The sequence below is a fragment of the Microcella flavibacter genome (genome assembly GCF_012530535.1).
GTDB classification, from domain to species: domain Bacteria; phylum Actinomycetota; class Actinomycetes; order Actinomycetales; family Microbacteriaceae; genus Microcella; species Microcella flavibacter.
On sequence record NZ_CP051299.1, the window covers coordinates 2194921 to 2211503 of the forward strand.

The window sequence follows — 16583 nt, forward strand, 5'->3', positions numbered from 1 at the left end:
CTGCGCCGCCCGGGCCCGACCCGGCCTGACCGGGCTACTTCGCCCCGCGCCTCCGCGCCACCTCGTACAGCGTGACGCTCGCCGCGATGCCCGCGTTGAGCGACTCGGTCGCCGCCGTGATCGGGATGGAGACGATCGCGTCGCAGGTCTCGGTGACGAGGCGCGACAGGCCCTTGCCCTCGCTGCCGACGACGATGACGATCGGCTGGTCGGCGAGCTCGAGCTGGGGCAGGGAGACGTCGCCGCCGCCGTCGAGCCCGAGGATGAACATCCCCTCGCTCTTCAGCTGCTTGAGGGTCTGCGTGAGATTCGGGGCCATCGCGACGGGCGTGCGCGCGGCGGCGCCGGCCGAGGTCTTCCACGCGGCGGCGGTGACGCCGACCGAGCGGCGCTGCGGCACGATCACGCCGTGCCCGCCGAACGCGGCCGTCGAGCGGATGATCGCGCCGAGGTTGCGCGGATCGGTGACGCCGTCGAGCGCCATGAGGAGCGGCACCTGGCCCTTCTTGCGGGCGGACTCGACGAGGTCGAGCGGGTGCGCGTACTGGTACGCCGGCACGGTGAGGGCGATGCCCTGGTGCACCGAGTCGGGGCCGGTGAGGCGCTCGAGCTCGGGCCGCATGATCTCGAGCACGGGAACGCCGCGCTTCGTCGCGAGGCCGAGGGCCTCCTTGACGCGGTCGTCCATCTCGACGCGGGCGGCGATGTAGAGCGCCGTCGCGGGGATCTTCGCGCGCAGCGCCTCGACGACCGAGTTGCGGCCGCTCAGCACCTCGTGGTCGCCGGCGCGCTTCGCCGAGCGCGGCCCGCCGCTCGTCGACGTCGTGGCGTTCGGCTTGCGGTCGGGGGCGCGGCCGCCGCGCGAGCGCGCCTCCTCGAGGCGGTCCTGCGCGATCTTCCGCTTGCCCGCCGGGTGCCAGGTGCGGTCCTCCGCCTTCGGAGTGGGGCCGCGGCCCTCGAGGGCCTGGCGGCCCTGCCCGCCCGATCCGACGGTGGGGCCCTTCTTCGTCCTGCGTGCGCCGGGGCGCCCCTGCTTAGCCATCGAGTCTCCAGTCGGTTCCATCCGGGGTGTCGTCGAGCTGGATGCCCGCCCCGGCCAAGTCGTCGCGGACGCGGTCCGCGGTGGTCCAGTCTCGCGCCGCGCGGGCGGCGCGCCGCTCGTCGATGAGGCGCTGCACGAGCGCATCGAGGGCGGCGTGCTCGCCCTCGGAGCGGCCGCCCGCGCCCGCGCCGCCGAGGCCCTCGAGGTCGAGGCCGAGCACGGCGAGCATGGCGGCGACCTCGGCGGCGCTCCGGGCGGCGGTCTCGGCATCGTCGGCGTCGAGGGCGGCGTTGCCCGCGCGCACGGCCTCGTGCAGCGCGGCGAGGGCCTGCGGCACGGCGAGGTCGTCATCCATCGCCGCGGCGAAGGCCTCGGGCACCTCGCCCGCGGTGACGGGCGCGCGCTTCGCGGCTCGGGCGAGGAAGGTCTCGATGCGCGCGAACGCGGCCTCGGCCTCGGCGAGCGAGCCCGCGGTGTAGTCGATGGTCGAGCGGTAGTGCGCCGAGCTCAGCCAGAAGCGCAGCACCACCGGCCGGGCCGAGGCGAGCAGCTCGGCGGCGAAGACGGAGTTGCCGAGCGACTTCGACATCTTCTGCCCGCCGACGGTGACGAGGCCGTTGTGCACCCAGTGCGCGGCGAACTCGTCCCCCGCAGCCTGCGACTGCGCGAGCTCGTTCTCGTGGTGCGGGAACCGCAGGTCGAGCCCTCCGCCGTGGATGTCGAAGGCGTGCCCGAGGTAGCGCTGCGCCATCGCCGAGCACTCGATGTGCCAGCCCGGGCGGCCGGGGCCCCAGGGCGAGTCCCACTGCGCGGTCGAGGGCTCGCCGCTCTTGGCGCCCTTCCACAGGGCGAAGTCGCGCGCGTCCCGCTTCGCCCGGGCGGGGGCGTCGTCCGCGGCATCCATGTCATCGGGGCTCTGCCGGGTGAGCTCGCCGTAGGCGGGCCAGGAGCGCACGTCGAAGTAGACGTCGCCGCTGCCGTCCTCGGCCGCGTAGGCGTGGCCGCGCTCGATGAGCCGCGCGGTGAGGCGCTGCATGCGGTCGATGCTGGCGGTCGCGCGGGGCTCGTAGGTCGGCGGCAGGATGCCCAGCGCACGGTACGCGGCGGTGAACTCGATCTCGACCCGGTACGCGAGGGCGAACCACGGCTCGTCGTCGCTCGCGTTCTGCAGGATCTTGTCGTCGATGTCGGTGACGTTGCGGATGAAGGTCACGGCGTAGCCGCGGTGCGTCAGCCAGCGCCGCCACAGGTCGTAGACGAGCGCGCTGCGCAGGTGCCCGATGTGCGGCGCCGACTGCACCGTCGGCCCGCAGACGTACATGCCGATGCGCCCGGGCTCGCGCGGAGCGAGGTCGACGACGGCCTGCCGGAGGCTGTCGTGCAGGCGGACGCTCATCCGCCCAGCCTACCGGCCGCGTCTACGCCGAGAGGAGGGCCGTCGCGACGGCCGTGACGCCCTCGCCGCGGCCGGTGAAGCCGAGCCCGTCGCTCGTGGTGGCGGCGACGCTGACGGGGGCGCCGAGCACGCCGGTGAGCAGCGCCTCGACCTCGTGCCGGCGGGGCGAGAAGCGCGGGCGGCGGGCGACGACCTGCACGGCGACGTTGACGATCTCGAAGCCGGCGGCGCGCACGAGCTCGACGGTGGCGCTGAGGAAGACGGCCCCGCGCGCGTCGGCGAACCGCGGGTCGTCGACGCCGAAGCGCGATCCGATGTCGCCGAGCCCGGCGGCCGAGAGGAGGGCGTCGCAGACCGCGTGGCTGATCGCGTCGCCGTCGCTGTGGCCGGCGAGGCCTGGCTCGTCGGGCCAGTAGAGGCCGCCGAGCCACATCGGCGCCGCCTCGTCGTAGGCGTGCACGTCGATGCCGATGCCGGTGCGCAGGCGCGGGCGCTCGGATTCGAGCAGCAGCTCGGCCCGGCGCAGATCCCACGGGGTGGTCACCTTGAAGCCGTGCGCGTCGCCGTCGACGGCGACGATCTCGCCCCCGGCCGCGGCGAAGACCCCGGCGTCATCGGTGTGCTCGGCCGTCGCGCCCTCGAGCGCGGCGCGGTAGGCCGCGGCCGGGAACCCCTGCGGGGTCTGCACGGCGGCGAGCTCGCTGCGGTCGACCTGCCCGACGACGCGGCCCTCGGCGTCGCGCCGGGCGATGGTGTCGATGACGGGCATGACGGGGATGACGCCCGAGCCGGTCTCGCGCACGCGGGCGACGACCCGCTCGGCGACGGCGACGGGCTGCAGGGCGCGCGCCGCATCGTGCACGAGCACGACCTCGAGCCCCTCCGGCAGCGCGGCGATGCCGCGGGCGACCGAGGCCTGCCGGCTGGAGCCGCCGTCGACGACCGCGATGTGGTCGCGCGCGGCCCCGCCGATGCGCTGGGCGATGTCGTGCGCCTGCTGCCGGTGGCTCGCGGGGGCGACGACGACGACGGCCGCGGGCTCGGCGAGCGAGAGCACGGTCGCGAGCGAGCGCTCGAGCAGCGACCGCCCCGCGAGGGCGACGAAGGCCTTCGGTTCGGGATGCCCGAGCCGGGTTCCGCTGCCCGCCGCGACGATCACGATGCCGAGCGTCGGCGCGGTGGCGGTCACGTGCGTCGTCGTCGGGATCGCGGAGGCGAGTCGGTCGGCGGGCGCGGCGAGGGCTTAGGAGGCCAGGACCTCGTCGAGGACGGTCGAGGCCTTCTCCTCGTCGGTCTTCTCGGCGAGAGCGAGCTCGGAGATCAGGATCTGCCGGGCCTTGGCGAGCATGCGCTTCTCGCCGGCGCTGAGGCCGCGGTCCTGATCGCGGCGCCACAGGTCGCGCACGACCTCGGAGACCTTGATGACGTCGCCCGAGGCGAGCTTCTCGAGGTTGGCCTTGTACCGGCGCGACCAGTTGGTCGGCTCCTCGGTGAACGGCGCGCGCAGCACCTCGAACACCTTGTCCAGGCCGTCCTGGCCGATGACGTCGCGCACGCCGACGAGGTCGACGTTGTCGGCGGGGACCTCGATGGTCAGGTCGCCCTGGGTGACGTTGAGCTTCAGGTACAGCTTCTCTTCACCCCGGATCGTCCGGTTCTTGACCTCAATGATGGTTGCCGCACCGTGGTGGGGGTAAACGACCGTCTCGCCGACCTGAAAAAGCATGGATGATGGTCCTTCCGCAGAACTGCCAGTCTACCACAGCTGTTTCTCAGCCTTCCCCGCGGGGCCTCGGGCGATCGGACGACCGCCGGCAGCGCGCCGCAGGAGCCCCACGTGCCCGCCGGGGCTCCCGGCCCGTCTAGACTGGGGAGCGGTTCTGCATGCCTGGGCGCGCCCCGGCGCACGCGGACGCCGCCGATCGACCGTGCTCTGGAGGCTCTCCCGTGAAATCCCGTACCGCCGCTGCCGTCGCCCTGTCCGCGGCGCTCCTGCTCGGAACCACGGGCTGCACCTTCGGTGCCGAGATCGCCACCAACATCGAGTACGAGCCGAGCGACGGCGTCGGCGGCACCGTCGGCGACCTGCAGCTGCGCAACGCCCTGCTCATCGGCGAGGACGGCGACGTGCTCAACCTCGTCGTGAGCGTCGCCAACTCCTCCGACTCCACGCGCAGCCTCACCGTGCAGTGGGAGGGCGAGGGCGGCCGCGAGAGCGCCGAGTTCTTCGTGCCCGCGGGCGAGCTCATCTCCATCGGGGCCGACGAGGAGGTGCTCGTCACGGGCACCGACGCCACCATCGGCTCGCTCGTGCCCGTCTTCTTCCAGTACGGCGACGAGCCCGGCACCGAGCTGCTCGTGCCCGTGCTCGACGGCGCCCTGCCCGAGTACGAGCTCTTCGTCCCGAGCACCGGCGAGTAGCGCTCGGCGCCCGCCGAGCGGACGCGCCGACGCCCCGAAGGGCGAGCGGCCCGCTACGCCTCGAAGCGGTAGCCGAGCCCGCGCACGGTCAGCAGCAGCTGCGGGTTCGACGGGTCCTTCTCGATCTTCGAGCGGATGCGCTTGACGTGCACGTCGAGGGTCTTGGTGTCGCCGAAGTAGTCGGCGCCCCAGACGCGGTCGATGAGCTGGCCGCGCGTGAGCACGCGGCCGGCGTTGCGCAGCAGCAGCTCGAGCAGCTCGAACTCCTTGAGCGGCATCGCCACGGTCGCGCCGTCGACGCTCACCTGGTGGCGGTCGATGTCCATGCGCACGCCGCCCGACTCGAGCACGCCGGGGTCGACGTCCTCCTCGTCGACGCGCCGGCGCAGCACCGCGCGGATCCGGGCGAGCAGCTCGCGCGTCGAGTACGGCTTGGTGACGTAGTCGTCCGCGCCGAGCTCGAGCCCCACGACGATGTCGACCTCGCTGTCCTTCGCCGTCAGCATGATGATCGGCACGGAGGAGCGCTGGCGCAGCTCGCGGCAGACCTCGGTGCCCGGCAGGCCCGGCAGCATGAGGTCGAGCAGCACGAGATCGGCGCCGCCGCGGTCGAACTCGGCGAGCGCCGCATTGCCGTCGTCGGCCACGACGGTCTCGTAGCCCTCGCGGGAGAGCAGGTAGGCGAGCGGCTCGCTGAGCGAGGGCTCGTCGTCGACGATGAGGATGCGGATCATGCGCGGGCCTTCACGGGTTGGGGTGCCGCCGACGGCTCGTCGACGACGCGGGGGATGCGGATGGTGAACGTCGAGCCGCGGCCGGGTTGGGACCAGACCCGCACGTCGCCGCCGTGGTTCTGGGCGACGTGCTTGACGATGCTCAAGCCGAGACCGGTGCCGCCGGTCGCGCGGGCGCGCGCCTGATCGACGCGGAAGAAGCGCTCGAAGACGCGGTCGAGCTCCTCCTCGGGGATGCCGATGCCCTGGTCGGTCACGGCGATCTCGACGACGTCGTCGCGCTCCGAGACGCCGACGCCGACGCGGGCCGGGGCCACGGAGTACTGGATGGCGTTGGCGATGAGGTTGTGCACCGCCGAGACGAGCATCGCCTCGTCGCCCCAGACGCGGGTGCGCCGATCGCCGCCGCTGACGAGCTGGATGCGCTGGGCATCCGCCGTCACCCGGTTCTGATCGATCGCGGCGGTGATGACCCGGTCGATGTCGACCTCCTGCGGGTCGGCGAGCGCGTCGGCCGCCTGCAGCCGCGAGAGCTCGATGATCTCCTGCGTCATGCCGGCGAGGCGCTTCGACTCCTTGCTGAGGCGCTTGGCGAAGCGCTGCACCTGCGCCGGGTCGTCGGCCGCGTGCTCGAGCGCCTCGGCCAGCAGGCCGACCGCGCCGATCGGGGTCTTGAGCTCGTGGCTGATGTTGGCGACGAAATCGCGGCGCACGGCGTCGAGCCGCACCGACTCCGTCCTGTCCTCGGCGAGCAGCAGCACGAAGCGCGTGCCGAGGCGGGCGACGCGCACCGTCAGATGGATGCTCGCATCGCCCAGCGGACCGCGCGCGAGATCCACCTCCTCCGTCATCGGCTCGCCCGACCGACGCACCGCGTCGACGAGGGCCAGCAGGCTCGGGTGCACGAGGCTTCGCTGCCAGACGAGCCCGAGGGCGACGGCCCCCGGCGAGGCCTTGACGACGTTGTTGCTCGGGTCGAGGACGGCGCCCGCGGACTCGAGCGCGTCGAGCACCTGCTCGACGCCGTCGGGCACCGCGGTGGAGATGACCTCGGCGGCCGTGCGCCCGCGCCGCACCGCGATGACGACGGCGGAGACGGCTCCGCCCCCGATCACCGCGCCGAGCACGAGAGCGAGGGGCACCAGCAGGGCCGCGTCCATGAGGACTAGATTAGACACCGGCGCGGCACCCGGAGATCGTCATCCGGCCCGCAGGAGTCGGTTGGCCGATTGTTCACCATCGGGTCGATGGTCGTTCACCTCGCCGCACCAGTCTTGCCCTGACTGTGCCCCGCCCCGACAGATGTAAGGACGTTACGGATCATGCGCGAAGTCTTCCAGCAGGAGCTGCGCGAGGTGCAGGAGCGCCTCGTCGAGATCGCCGACCTCGTCGCGGTGTCGATCGACAACGCGACGCGCGCCTTCAGCACCTCCGACGTGTCGCTCGCCGAGACCGTCATCGCCGACGACGACAAGATCGACATCGCGGCCGCCGAGCTCGACGAGCTCGCCATCAACATCCTCGCCCGCCAGCAGCCCGTCGCGCGCGACCTGCGCATCGTCGTCAGCGCGCTGCGCATCAGCGCCTCGCTCGAGCGCATGGGCGACATGGCCGAGCACATCGCGCAGCTCGCCCGCTACCGGTTCCCCGACAAGGTCGTGCCGAAGAGCCTGCGGCCGATCTTCACCGAGATGGGCCAGCTCGACGTGCAGATGGCCCGCAAGCTGGTCGAGCTGCTGAAGACCGAGGACGTCGCGATCGCGGAGCAGATCCGCAACGAGGACGACCGGATGGACGACCTGCACCTCAGCGTCTTCGACAAGGTGCTCGGCGAGACCTGGAAGGGCCAGGCCGTCGACACGGTCGACGCCACGCTCGCCTCGCGCTACCACGAGCGCTTCGCCGACCACGCCGTCTCGATCGCCAAGAAGGTGCAGTACCTGGCGACGGGCGACTGGGTGCCGGTCGACGCGTAGGCGCGAGCGCCGCGCGAGTGCGCCGCGGCGCTAGAGCAGCGGCATCTGGTCGATCACGAGGCGGCGCGCGTCGTCGCCCTCCGGCGCGCAGTCGAGGATCGCGACGGCGCGCAGCTCGACGCGCTCGCCGCGCTCGATGCGCTCCTCCGCGGTGATCGACACGGCGGGGCGGAACCCGCGCCCCACGCGGCCCGGGTCGTCGACCCGCACCCCGAGATCGCGCAGCTCCGCGATGAGCGCGCGGTGGGCATCCACGATCTCGGAGGCCTCGTCGAGCAGCGTCACCTCGGTGCCGTCGTCGTGCTCGTCGTCGTCCCCGCCGCGCGCGACGAAGCCGGGGAAGGCCGCGACCGCCTGCTCGACGGCCTCCGCGACCTGCCCGAGATCGGCGTCGGTCGACGCGGCCGAGAGCAGCGTCACGTGCAGCGGCAGCGCCTCGGCGTCGTACTCGCTGTCGAGCGCGACCGGCTCGAGGAAGGAGACGACCGCGAAGCGCAGCACCCTACTTCTTGCCCTGCGAGGCGACCGCCGCGGCGCCGGCGGCGGCGGCCTCGGGGTCGAGGTACTCGGCCGGCTTCACCGGTCGGAAGGCGTCGTCGAGCTCGTAGACGAGCGGGATGCCCGTGGGGATGTTGAGCGCGGCGATGTCCTCGTCGGCGATGCCGTCGAGGTGCTTCACGAGCGCGCGCAGCGAGTTGCCGTGCGCGGTGACGAGCACGGGGGCGCCGGCGGCGAGATCCTTCGTGATGTCGCTCTCCCAGTAGGGCAGCATGCGGTCGATGACGAGCTTGAGGCTCTCGGTGCGGGGCACCTCGCCGTCGATGCCGACGTAGCGGGGGTCGTGCACCTGGCTGAACTCGGCGTCATCGTCGAGGGGCGGCGGCGGGGTGTCGAAGCTGCGGCGCCAGGTCATGAAGAGCTCCTCGCCGTGCTTCTCGAGGGTCTCGGCCTTGTTGAGGCCCTGCAGCGCACCGTAGTGGCGCTCGTTGAGGCGCCAGCTGCGCTTGACCGGCAGCCAGTCGAGGTCGGCGGCGTCGAGGGCGATGTTCGCCGTCTGGATGGCGCGCTTGAGGAGGCTCGTGTACGACACGCGAGGCTCGAGACCGGAGGCCTTGATGAGCTCGCCGGCGCGGCGCCCCTCCTCGCGGCCCTTCTCGGTCAGCTCGACGTCCACCCATCCGGTGAAGATGTTCTTCTCGTTCCAGACGGAGTGGCCGTGGCGCAGCAGGATGAGCGTGTGAGTCATGTGCTCCAGCCTAACGAGCGCCGAGCATCCCGTCGCCGTCGGATCGGGCGCGCGGGGGCGGTCGATCGCGGGAGAATGGCGGCATGGCCCGGCCGAGCAGAGCGCAGGGGCGGATCACCCGCGGCACGACCGGCGTGAACCGCCTGCGCCGCATGGACCGCTGGATCGCCGCGCACCCCGCACTGCGCACGGCCGTCGACCCGCTCGTCGTCGACCTCGGCTACGGCGCCTCGCACCGCACGCCGCTCGAGCTGCTCGAGCGCCTGCGCCGGGTGCGCGACGACGTGCGGGTCGTCGGCATCGAGATCGACCCCGACCGGGTGGCCGCGGCGCTGCCCTTCGCGCGGGAGGGCCTCGACTTTCGGCAGGGCGGCTTCGAGGTGCCGGGGGATGCCCGCCCCGCGGTCATCCGCGCCGCCAACGTGCTGCGGCAGTACGACGAGGCCGAGGTCGCCGCCGCCTGGGCGACCATGCTCGCGCGCCTGCAGCCGGGCGGGATGCTGCTCGAGGGCACGTGCAACGAGGTCGGCCGGGTGGCGAGCTGGGTGGGCCTGCGCGCGGCGGCGCCCGCGGCCGCCGGCCGGGCCGCGGTGCCGCCCGGCCCCGAGACCCTCACGATCGCGCTGCACCTCGACTCCCTCGGCGGGCCGGAGTCTCCCGAGGGCCCGAGCGTCGTCGCCGAGCGGCTGCCGAAGGCGCTCATCCACCGCAACGTGCCCGGCGAGCGCATCCACGCGCTGCTGCGCGAGCTCGATGCGCAGTGGGCGACGCACGCGCCGCTCGCGACCTTCTCGGCCCGGCAGCGCTGGATCGCCGCGGTGCAGGGGCTGCGCGCGGTCGGCTGGCCCGTGCGCGACGGGGTCGCCCGGTGGCGGCTCGGCGAGCTGACGCTGCCGTGGGCGGCCGTGGCGCCGGGCGACTGAGCGGCCGGTGCTCGCGCCGGGTCGTCCGCGGCGCTAGATCGGCGGCAGCGCCTGCCGCGCCTCGTGCGGCTCGAGCCCCGAGACGACGAGCACGTCGAAGACGAGCCCGCGCAGCAGCACGACGACGACCTGGTCGGGCACGGTGACGGCGCCGGGCACGGCGTCGGGGCTGCAGACCCCGGCGAGCGCGAGCCCGAGGATGCGCGCGCGGTCGCGCTCGGCCGGATCCTCGACGCTGCGCCCGAGCGCGCGCACGATCACGGCCGTCTCGTCGAGCAGCGCGGCGAGGCCGGGCCGCTCGACGCCGTCGCGCACGAGCACGTCGATGCGCCGGGCGATCGAGCGCACGTGCCGGGTGACGAGGTCGGCCGCGGCGAGCTGGGCGGCCTCGGCGGCGAGCCGGGCGCGGCCGCCGCGCAGCCACGGCGAGTAGCTCGCGACGGCGCGGGCGGAGTCGAGCGACTGGGTCCAGCCGTCGATGAGCGGCTGGGTGCGGCGGCTGCGCGAGAGGGCGAGGTCGGCCGCGGCCTCGTCGCCCGTGCGCAGGGCGGCGGCGAGCCCGGTGATCGACTGGTCGAGCAGCGAGAACAGCGCGCGGGACTCCCCCTTGGTCGCGAGCACGTCGAGGCGCGGGATGAGCGCCGTGACGAGCAGCGCGACGACCGCGCCGACGGCGCCGTCGAGCGCGCGCTCGAACACGCCGCCCGGCGGATCGGGCAGCACGGCGACGAGCATCGACTGCACCGCGGCGGCGATCGCGAAGCCCGCCGAGGGCGAGACGGCGCGCGCGACGAGCAGGGCGAGGGCGAGGATGACGGCGATCTGCCACACCCCGCGGCCGAGCACCGTCACGAGGAGGGCGGCGACGACGATGCCGACCACGATCCCGACCACGGTCTCGAGCACCCGCCGCGGCCGGGCGTCGCGGGCGAGGCCGAGCGCGCTGATGACGACCGTCACGGCGACGAGGGGCACCTCGTGCCCCAGGCCGAAGTGCGCGATGGCGTACGCGGCGACGGCGGCCACGACGATCTGGAGGATGGCGGGCAGCGAGCGCAGCACCCGCTGCGCGGCGGCGCGGGCATCCATGCGCAGTCGGATGCGCCGCTCGAGCCGCCGCATCGGATCGCCCATGGCGGGCACGGCGCTAGCGCCGCACGGCGCCGAGGCGGGGGATGCGCGGCACCCCGGCGGTCGCCCCGGCGCTCGGCGGCACGATGGTCTGCTGCGCCGCCGCGACGGGCACGACCTCATCGGTGGGCGCGCCGTCGGCGTCGCGCACGACGGCCGGCACGGTGAGCGCCGCGGCCTCGTCGAGGGAGCGCTTGACGACGGCGAGGCCGATCGGGCCGAGCTCGTGGTGGCGGGCGCTCGCGGTGAGGCGGCCGACGTCGGCGCCGTAGAGCAGCACGGGCGAGCCCGGCTCGGGCAGCACCGAGGCCGAGCCGTCGAGGTGCAGCATGACGAGCCGGCGGGGCGGGTGGCCGAGGTTGTGCACCTTCGCCACGGTCTCCTGCCCGCGGTAGCAGCCCTTCGTCAGGTGCACGGCCGAGCGCAGCCAGTCCAGTTCGTGCGGGATGCTGCGCTCATCGGCGTCGATGAGGCGCGGCCGCCAGGCGGCCACGCGCAGCGCCTCGAGCGCGAGCGCGCCGGCCGCGGCGACCTCGCCGCCGCGCACCCGCTCGGCGAGCGCCGGCAGCTTGGATCGCGGCACCAGCACCTCGACGGCCGGGTAGTCGGCGCCCGGGTGCCGCTCGTCGAGCGCGTACTGCCAGCCGCCGTCGCGCACCGCGACCCAGGGGTCGCGCCACAGCAGCGGCTGCGCGTTCGGAGCGGCGGGCTCGACGAGCAGGGCCGCCCCCTCGGGCAGCAGCTGCCCGATCGTGGCCCACTCGGCGCTCACGTCGGCGACCTCGACGCGCATCATGAAGCGCATGCGGTCGAACCAGGCGGCGAGCGGCGCGGCCTGCGCGGCGTCGACGAGCATCCAGGTGGTGACGCCGTCGTCGATGAGGCGGATGCTGTGCTCGAGCCGGCCCTGCGGGTCGAGGAGGAGGGTCTCGGCGCTGCCTCCGGCCTCGAGCGTCGTGACCGCCTGCGAGGTGAGCGAGTCGATCCAGGTGAGGCGGTCGGGGCCGGTGACGGTGACGACGCCGCGGTCGGAGAGGTCGACGATCGCGCGGCCCTGCTCGAGCATCCGCTGCTCGGCGACCGGCTCGCCGTAGTGATCGGCGGTGCCCGCGGGGCCCGCGACGGCGCCCGGCAGGGTCAGCAGCGGGGAGGCCGCGGCCGGCGTCTCACTCGACACGGTTGAGCGTTCCCGAGGCGTGCGTGCGCAGGTCGTTGCCGAGCGCGGCGATGTCCCACGCCCAGAGCAGTCGGCTGTCGACGAGGCCGTAGAGGCGGGTCGCGGCGGCGTACTCCTTGGCGCTCGCCGAGCGCATGACGGCGTCGGTCTGCAGGTCGATGCGCGCACCGCCGACGGTGCCGAGGTACAGCTCGCTGACGCCGCCGGGGTGGATGACCGCCACCTCGACCTCGAAGGCGCCGTCGGGGCGGCGCAGCGTCTCGACCGACTCGGCGTCGGGGTAGGGCGCGGGGCCCACGCCCGGCAGCATGCCGGGGCCGGGGTCGCCGGGCTGCGCGGGGCGGTGCAGTCGCCAGTAGCCGGCCTCGGCGTTGAGGGGGCTCTGCCGCTCGTCGAGCAGCCAGGTAGCGGAGGAGTAGTTGAGGTAGTGCTGGCCGTCGTGGCTGAAGCTCACGCGCTGGCCGAACTCGTGCTCGCGCACGGTGCCGGCGTCGTCGTAGTGGACGACGCCCGTGCCCTCCCAGACTCCGATGAGCCAGGAGAGCGGGACGAGCTCGGCGGGCAGGGTCGTGTCGAGGGAGAACACGGAAGAAGAGGCGCGGCTCAGCGCTGGCCGCGGTAGAGGTTGCGCAGCACCACGAGCGAGACCCCGCCGATGGCGAGCGACGCGAGCCCCAGGAGTCCGAGGAAGAAGATTTCTAGCGCGAGCAGCATGCGCTCATCCTACGCCCGCGAGGATGAGGATCAGCCCCGAGGCGAGCGCCATCAGGAGGATGATGCCGGTCACCGTGACGAGCATCCGGTGCACCAGCCCTTCCTTCGTCTGCAGGCTGACCTGGATGAGGAAGGTGAGCAGCACGGCGCCCGCGGCGATGACCGCGAGGGAGCCCGCCCGGTCGTCGGCCTCGACGAGCACGAGCAGCGCCACCAGCCCGGCGACGACGGCGATCCACACCGGCAGTGCGGTGGCCAGGGTGCGCGACATGACCCCATGCTAGGCCGCGGCTACACTGAGCCGAGAACCCTGGAGGACGAGTGGCCCAGCTTCTGATCCTGACCTCGCAGGGGAACGCCGACGTTCTCCCCGCGCTCGGTCTGCTCAGCCACCGCGTTCGAGCGATTGCCGCCGAACCGGCCGCGCTCGTCGGCGCGCCGCCCGCCGACGCCATCCTCGTCGATGCGCGCCTCGACCTCGCCGGCGCCAAGGGCCTCTGCAAGATCCTCACCGCCACCGGTGCGGGCTCCCCCATCATCGTCGTGCTCACCGAGGGCGGCCTCACCGCGGTCAACGCCGAGTGGGGCGTCGACGACGTCGTGCTCGACACGGCGGGGCCCGCCGAGGTGGATGCTCGACTGAGGCTCGCGATCGGCCGCCAGACCCGCGATGCCGCCGGGTCGAGCACCATCCGCGCCTCGGGCGTCGTCATCGATGAGGCGAGCTACTCGGCGAAGGTGCACGGCCGCACGCTCGACCTCACGTTCAAGGAGTTCGAGCTGCTGCGGTTCCTCGCCGCGCACCCGAGCCGCGTCTTCACGCGCGAGCAGCTGTTGAGCGAGGTCTGGGGCTACGACTACTTCGGCGGCACCCGCACGGTCGACGTGCACGTGCGGCGCCTGCGCGCGAAGCTCGGCGACATGGAGTCGCTCATCGGCACGGTGCGCAACGTCGGCTACCGCTTCACCCTGCACGAGGACGAGCCCGAGGTCTCGCGGCTGCAGGCGTAGCCCGCCCCGCACTCCTGCGATCGGCCCGCGTCAGCGGCGCGCCGCCGGTGCCGGTTCGCGGATGCCCGCCACGAGCCCCTCGACCCGCTCGACGATCTCGTCCCGGATCGCGCGCAGCCCGGCGCGGCCCGAGCCGGCCGGATCCGCGACCTCCCAGTCCTCGTAGCGACGACCGGGCAGCACGGGGCACGCGTCGCCGCAGCCCATCGTGATGACGTAGTCGGCACCGCGGACGAGGTCGTCGGTGAGCGGCTTCGGGTACTCGTCGACGACGGGGATGCCGATCTCGTCGAGCACCTCGGCGACGGCGGGGATGATGCGGCCGGCGGGGTCGGAGCCGGCGCTCATGACGACGACCTCGTCGCCGGCGAGCGCGCGCAGCACGGCGGCCGCGAGCTGCGAGCGGCCGGAGTTCTCGACGCAGACGAACAGCACCGAGGGGGTGCCGTCGCGCTCGGCCGCCTCGGCCCGCACGATGGCGGCGAGCCGGTCGGCGGCGAAGTGCGCGGTGAGCGAGGGGAGGAAGCGGGTGACCCTCGCGCTGCGGGCGAGCAGCCGGAAGCTGTCGTCGACGACCGCCTGCACGGTCTCGGGCCCGACGACGCCGCGGTACCGGCGAGAGAGCCGATCGGCGATGCGGCGCACGACGTCGGGCACCTCGACGGGCTCGATGCTCATGAGGCGGGCAGTATCTCGGCGAGGAGGGTCTGGATGCGGCCCTTGATGTCGTCGCGGATGGGACGCACCGACTCGATGCCCTGGCCGGCCGGGTCGTCGAGCTCCCAGTCCTCGTAGCGCTTGCCGGGGAAGATCGGGCAGGCGTCGCCGCAGCCCATCGTGATGACGACGTCGCTCTCCTTCACGGCCTCGACGGTGAGCACCTTCGGCACGTTGTGCGCGATGTCGATGCCCTCCTCGGCCATGGCCTCGATCGCGACCGGGTTGATCTGATCCTTGGGGGCGGAACCGGCGGAGAGCACCTGCACGCGGTCGCCCGCGAGGTGCTGCAGGTAGCCGGCGGCCATCTGGGAGCGGCCCGCATTGTGCACGCAGACGAAGAGGACGGTGGGGGTGGCGGTGTCGGTCATGCTCTGAAGCATAGACCAGCATCTATGCTTAGGGAAGCGCGGTCGCGGGCAGCAGCTCGGCGAGCAGCGCTCGCACGCGGCCGTCGATGTCGTCGCGGATCGCCGCGACTTCGGTCGCGCTGCGGCCCACCGGGTCCTCCACCGCCCAGTCGAGGTAGCGACGGCCGGGGTACACGGGGCAGGCGTCGCCGCAGCCCATCGTGACGACCACGTCGGCCGCGCGCACCACCTCGTCGGTGAGCGGCTTCGGGAACTCGCCGCCGAGCGGCACCCCGATCTCGTCGAGCGCCATGACGACCGAGCCGCGCACGGCCTCGGCCGGCGCGCTGCCCGCCGTGCGCACCCGCACGCGGTCGCCCGCGAGGTGCCGCAGGATCGCCGAGGCGAGCTGCGAGCGCCCCGCGTTCTGCACGCAGACGAAGAGCACCTCGGGCGGAGCGCCGTCGGGCCGAGGCTCCGTCGCGCGGACGAGAGCGCTCAGCCGGTCCGCGGCGAAGCGCGCGGTGAGCGAGGGCAGGTAGCGGGTGATGCGGGCGCGCTCGGCGAGCAGGTCGTAGCTCTCGAGCACGTAGCGCTCGATCGTCTCGCGCGAGAAGGATCCGGCGAAGCGGTCGGCGAGATCGCCGATCATGCGCTGCAGCAGCTGCCCGCTGACGCGGGTGGGGGCCGCCGGGGCGATGAGCGCGGCGAGCTGCTCGCGCCGGGCATCCACCACCGCGTAGAAGGCGCGTCGGCCCTCGGGGGTGCGCTCGACCAGCGCCGCGTCGTGCAGCAGGCGCAGGTGGTGCGAGACGGTGGGCTGGCGCAGCTGCAGCAGCTCGGCGAGGCGCCCCACGGTCTCGCGACCCTCGGGGGCGGCGAGCAGCAGACGCAGGAGGGCGGAGCGCGTCGGGTCGGCGACGAGCCGCAGCTCCTCCCCCTCCACCGACTCTCGCATAGACAGCAGTCTATCCGATTCGCTTATGCTGGCGCCGTGCCCGAGCTGACGCCCACCCCCTCCTCCCCGCGCCCGACCGCCGACCCCGCGCCGCTCGCGCCGCCCGCCCCGCCGCTGCGCCGCCGCCTGCTCGCCGAGCTGCTCGGCAGCGCCGGCCTCGCCATGACCGTCATCGGCTCGGGCATCATGGCCACCCGGCTCACCGACGAGCCCGGCCTGCAGCTGCTCATCAACGCGCTCGTCACCGCCATGGGGCTCGCCGTGCTCATCGCCTGCCTCGCGCCCATCGGCGGGGCGCACGTCAACCCCGCCGTGAGCCTCGTCATGGCGCTGCGCGGCGAGCTCGCGGCGCGCGACGCCGCCGCCTACGCGGGCGCCCAGGTGCTCGGCTGCGTGAGCGGGGCGGTCGTCGCGCACCTCCAGTTCGGGCTGCCGGCCGGGCAGGTGTCGACCACCGCGCGGCTCTCGGCGCCGGCGCTGCTCGCCGAGGTGCTCGCCACCGCCGGGCTCGTGGCGGTCATCCTGCTGCTCGTCGCCGCCGGGCGCACGCTCGCCATCGCCCCCGCCGTCGGCGCCTACATCGGCGCCGCCTACTTCGTCACGAGCTCGACGAGCTTCGCCAACCCGGCCATCACGATCGGCCGGATGGCGAGCGACACCTACGCCGGCATCGCCCCGCTCGACGGCCTCGGATTCATCGCCGCCCAGCTGGTCGGGGCCCTGCTCGGGATGCTCGCCGTGCGCCTGCTCGTCGGCCCCCGCCCCGCGGCGGCGCCCGCGCCGTAAC

General features: G+C 73.8%; 20 protein-coding genes. 5 read left to right on the forward strand and 15 right to left on the reverse strand.

Annotated features, from left to right (window positions below):
* Positions 1-34 precede the first annotated feature (34 nt).
* From rlmB to HGB54_RS10450, 4 genes are read right to left on the reverse strand one after another with little or no spacing between them, the layout of a single operon-like run.
* Entirely contained in the window at positions 35-1042 is a 1008-nt protein-coding gene (gene rlmB / locus HGB54_RS10435; protein ID WP_168916367.1) for a 23S rRNA (guanosine(2251)-2'-O)-methyltransferase RlmB, read from the reverse strand.
* Positions 1035-2438, reverse strand: a complete 1404-nt coding sequence (gene cysS / locus HGB54_RS10440; protein ID WP_168916368.1) for a cysteine--tRNA ligase — start codon at positions 2436-2438, stop codon at positions 1035-1037. The genes rlmB and cysS overlap by 8 nt, the downstream gene beginning before the upstream one ends.
* A 22-nt stretch (positions 2439-2460) precedes the next feature.
* Complete coding sequence (ispD, locus tag HGB54_RS10445) at positions 2461-3627, reverse strand: 2-C-methyl-D-erythritol 4-phosphate cytidylyltransferase (protein WP_168916369.1); 1167 nt, start codon at positions 3625-3627, stop codon at positions 2461-2463.
* Between the two features lie 54 nt (positions 3628-3681).
* A complete protein-coding gene (locus HGB54_RS10450) occupies positions 3682-4164 on the reverse strand; it encodes a CarD family transcriptional regulator (RefSeq protein WP_168916370.1) in 483 nt (160 codons plus the stop codon).
* A 221-nt stretch (positions 4165-4385) separates the two neighbouring features.
* On the opposite strand from HGB54_RS10450, the gene HGB54_RS10455 reads away from it, so the two are divergent.
* Positions 4386-4859 (forward strand): hypothetical protein, encoded by a 474-nt coding sequence (locus HGB54_RS10455; RefSeq protein ID WP_168916371.1) that lies wholly within the window; start codon positions 4386-4388, stop codon positions 4857-4859.
* Positions 4860-4912: 53 nt separating this feature from the next.
* Here the strand turns inward: HGB54_RS10455 and HGB54_RS10460 are convergent, their stop codons facing one another.
* Positions 4913-5593 (reverse strand): response regulator transcription factor, encoded by a 681-nt coding sequence (locus tag HGB54_RS10460; RefSeq protein ID WP_168916372.1) that lies wholly within the window; start codon positions 5591-5593, stop codon positions 4913-4915.
* Positions 5590-6753 carry a sensor histidine kinase gene (locus HGB54_RS10465; RefSeq protein ID WP_168916373.1) on the reverse strand — a complete coding sequence of 388 codons (1164 nt, stop codon included), beginning with the start codon at positions 6751-6753 and terminating at the stop codon, positions 5590-5592. The genes HGB54_RS10460 and HGB54_RS10465 overlap by 4 nt, the downstream gene beginning before the upstream one ends.
* Positions 6754-6915: 162 nt before the next feature.
* Between HGB54_RS10465 and phoU the strand changes: the two genes are divergently transcribed.
* A complete protein-coding gene (gene phoU / locus HGB54_RS10470; RefSeq protein WP_168916374.1) occupies positions 6916-7569 on the forward strand; it encodes a phosphate signaling complex protein PhoU in 654 nt (217 codons plus the stop codon).
* A 30-nt stretch (positions 7570-7599) separates the two neighbouring features.
* On the opposite strand, the gene HGB54_RS10475 is transcribed toward phoU, so the two are convergent.
* Positions 7600-8070 (reverse strand): hypothetical protein, encoded by a 471-nt coding sequence (locus tag HGB54_RS10475; protein WP_168916375.1) that lies wholly within the window; start codon positions 8068-8070, stop codon positions 7600-7602.
* Position 8071: 1 nt separating this feature from the next.
* Positions 8072-8815, reverse strand: coding sequence for a phosphoglyceromutase (locus tag HGB54_RS10480; protein WP_168916376.1), 744 nt, complete (start codon positions 8813-8815; stop codon positions 8072-8074).
* A gap of 83 nt (positions 8816-8898) precedes the next feature.
* Between HGB54_RS10480 and HGB54_RS10485 the strand changes: the two genes are divergently transcribed.
* Positions 8899-9738 carry a class I SAM-dependent methyltransferase gene (locus HGB54_RS10485; protein ID WP_168916377.1) on the forward strand — a complete coding sequence of 280 codons (840 nt, stop codon included), beginning with the start codon at positions 8899-8901 and terminating at the stop codon, positions 9736-9738.
* A 33-nt stretch (positions 9739-9771) separates the two neighbouring features.
* Here the strand turns inward: HGB54_RS10485 and HGB54_RS10490 are convergent, their stop codons facing one another.
* The 4 genes from HGB54_RS10490 to HGB54_RS10505 all read right to left on the reverse strand — a co-directional run bounded on the left by HGB54_RS10490 (position 9772) and on the right by HGB54_RS10505 (position 13031).
* Positions 9772-10872, reverse strand: a complete 1101-nt coding sequence (locus tag HGB54_RS10490; protein ID WP_168916378.1) for an FUSC family protein — start codon at positions 10870-10872, stop codon at positions 9772-9774.
* A 13-nt stretch (positions 10873-10885) separates the two neighbouring features.
* The gene (gene ygfZ / locus HGB54_RS10495) at positions 10886-12046 is read right to left on the reverse strand and encodes a CAF17-like 4Fe-4S cluster assembly/insertion protein YgfZ (protein WP_228545797.1); all 1161 of its coding nucleotides are present in this window, start codon (positions 12044-12046) and stop codon (positions 10886-10888) included.
* Positions 12036-12632 carry an FABP family protein gene (locus HGB54_RS10500; protein WP_168916379.1) on the reverse strand — a complete coding sequence of 199 codons (597 nt, stop codon included), beginning with the start codon at positions 12630-12632 and terminating at the stop codon, positions 12036-12038. Before HGB54_RS10500 ends, ygfZ begins: the two co-directional genes overlap by 11 nt.
* A gap of 132 nt (positions 12633-12764) precedes the next feature.
* Positions 12765-13031 (reverse strand): hypothetical protein, encoded by a 267-nt coding sequence (locus HGB54_RS10505; protein WP_168916380.1) that lies wholly within the window; start codon positions 13029-13031, stop codon positions 12765-12767.
* Between the two features lie 50 nt (positions 13032-13081).
* Here HGB54_RS10505 and HGB54_RS10510 point away from each other — a divergent pair, with 50 nt between their 5' ends.
* Complete coding sequence (locus HGB54_RS10510; protein ID WP_168916381.1) at positions 13082-13771, forward strand: winged helix-turn-helix transcriptional regulator; 690 nt, start codon at positions 13082-13084, stop codon at positions 13769-13771.
* Between the two features lie 30 nt (positions 13772-13801).
* On the opposite strand, the gene HGB54_RS10515 is transcribed toward HGB54_RS10510, so the two are convergent.
* From HGB54_RS10515 to HGB54_RS10525, 3 genes are read right to left on the reverse strand one after another with little or no spacing between them, the layout of a single operon-like run.
* The gene (locus HGB54_RS10515; protein ID WP_168916382.1) at positions 13802-14449 is read right to left on the reverse strand and encodes an arsenate-mycothiol transferase ArsC; all 648 of its coding nucleotides are present in this window, start codon (positions 14447-14449) and stop codon (positions 13802-13804) included.
* The gene (locus tag HGB54_RS10520) at positions 14446-14859 is read right to left on the reverse strand and encodes an arsenate reductase ArsC (protein ID WP_168916383.1); all 414 of its coding nucleotides are present in this window, start codon (positions 14857-14859) and stop codon (positions 14446-14448) included. Before HGB54_RS10520 ends, HGB54_RS10515 begins: the two co-directional genes overlap by 4 nt.
* Positions 14860-14887: 28 nt before the next feature.
* Entirely contained in the window at positions 14888-15796 is a 909-nt protein-coding gene (locus HGB54_RS10525) for a metalloregulator ArsR/SmtB family transcription factor (RefSeq protein ID WP_168916384.1), read from the reverse strand.
* A 36-nt stretch (positions 15797-15832) separates the two neighbouring features.
* Here HGB54_RS10525 and HGB54_RS10530 point away from each other — a divergent pair, with 36 nt between their 5' ends.
* Positions 15833-16582 (forward strand): aquaporin, encoded by a 750-nt coding sequence (locus tag HGB54_RS10530; protein ID WP_228545798.1) that lies wholly within the window; start codon positions 15833-15835, stop codon positions 16580-16582.
* The last annotated feature ends 1 nt before the right edge of the window (position 16583 follow it).